Genomic DNA, 1,250 nt, shown 5'->3' with positions numbered 1-1,250 from the left:
CTGACGTGACCCCGGTCTTTCATCCAGCGGCAACCAGAGACCGACCGGTGTTGTCGCGCATGAGCGCAGGCGAAGCAACGGGCGGGGTTAACCCCGCCCGTTGCTGTTCGAGTTCGGCGGCGAACGCCGCCGGGGTGGCGTAGCCGAGCGAGGAGTGCGGCCGCTCGGTGTTGTAGTCATCGACCCAGCGGGCGAGGATGGCCCTGGCCTGGCCGATCGTGAAGAACAGCGTCTCGTTGAGCAGTTCGTCGCGCATGCGACCGTTGAAGCTCTCGACGAACCCATTCTGCGTCGGCTTGCCAGGCGCGATGTAATGCCACTCGATGCTCACATCGCCGCACCATGCCAGCACCGCGTTCGACGTCAGCTCGGTGCCGTTGTCGCTGACGATCATCTTGGGCGCCCCCCGCCTGGCGATAAGATCGTCCAGCTCGCGCACGACCCGTCGGCCCGATATCGACGTATCGACCACCGCCGCGAGACACTCGCGCGTCACGTCATCGACGACGTTCAGCACCCGGAACCGGCGACCGGTGGCGAGCTGATCGTGGACGAAGTCCAGACTCCAGCGCTGGTTGGGCAGCGCCATCACGGGGGCTGGTGCGCGCGCGCCGACGGCGCGCCTTCGTCCCTTCCGCCGCCTGACCGTCAAACCCTCCTCACGGTAGAGCCGCTGGGTCTTCTTGCGGTTGATCGCGATGCCGTCCCGGCGCAGCAGGATGTGCAACCTCCGATAGCCGAACCGCCGGCGCTGCTGCGCCAGCTCGCACAAACGCGACCGCAGGTCGCCATCATCATCCCGGTACGAGCGATATCGCATGCTGGTGCGATCCGCCCCGACGACCATGCACGCCCGCCGCTCGCTCATCCCCAGCGTCGTCTGGAGATGCGCGACCGCTTCCCGCTTCGCGGCGGGCGTCACCATTTTTTTGACAGCAGATCCTTCAGACCCGCGTTGTCGAGCATCGTCTCCGCCAGCAACCGCTTGAGCCTGCCGTTCTCCTCCTCGAGCGCCCGCAGCCGCTTCGCGTCGGATACCTCCAGACCGCCGAACTTGGCCTTCCACGCGTAGTACGTCGCGCTCGACATGCCGTGCCTGCGGCACAGCTCCGTCACCACCGCGCCGGCCTCGGCCTCCTTCAGGATGCCGATGATCTGCTCTTCCGAAAACTGCTTCCGCTTCATCTGTCCGTCCCTTTCCGGGGTCGGACTCTAGCTCCAACTGGAGGAAAAAACGGGGGTCACGTCAA

1 protein-coding gene is annotated in these 1,250 nt (G+C 65.9%); it reads right to left on the bottom strand.

Annotated features, from left to right (window positions below; all coding sequences use genetic code 11):
- Positions 1-19 precede the first annotated feature (19 nt).
- A protein-coding gene (locus QLH51_RS19810; protein WP_283514679.1) for an IS3 family transposase occupies positions 20-1,185 on the bottom strand; the annotation gives its coding sequence in 2 pieces (ribosomal slippage) (positions 20-924 and positions 924-1,185; 1,167 coding nt in all).
- Positions 1,186-1,250: the final 65 nt, after the last annotated feature.

It is taken from the genome of Sphingomonas sp. 2R-10 (assembly GCF_030062225.1).
Taxonomy (GTDB): domain Bacteria; phylum Pseudomonadota; class Alphaproteobacteria; order Sphingomonadales; family Sphingomonadaceae; genus Sphingomonas.
Note: the sequence above shows the minus strand (reverse complement) of the source record. Positions and strands in the feature narration are given on the sequence as shown.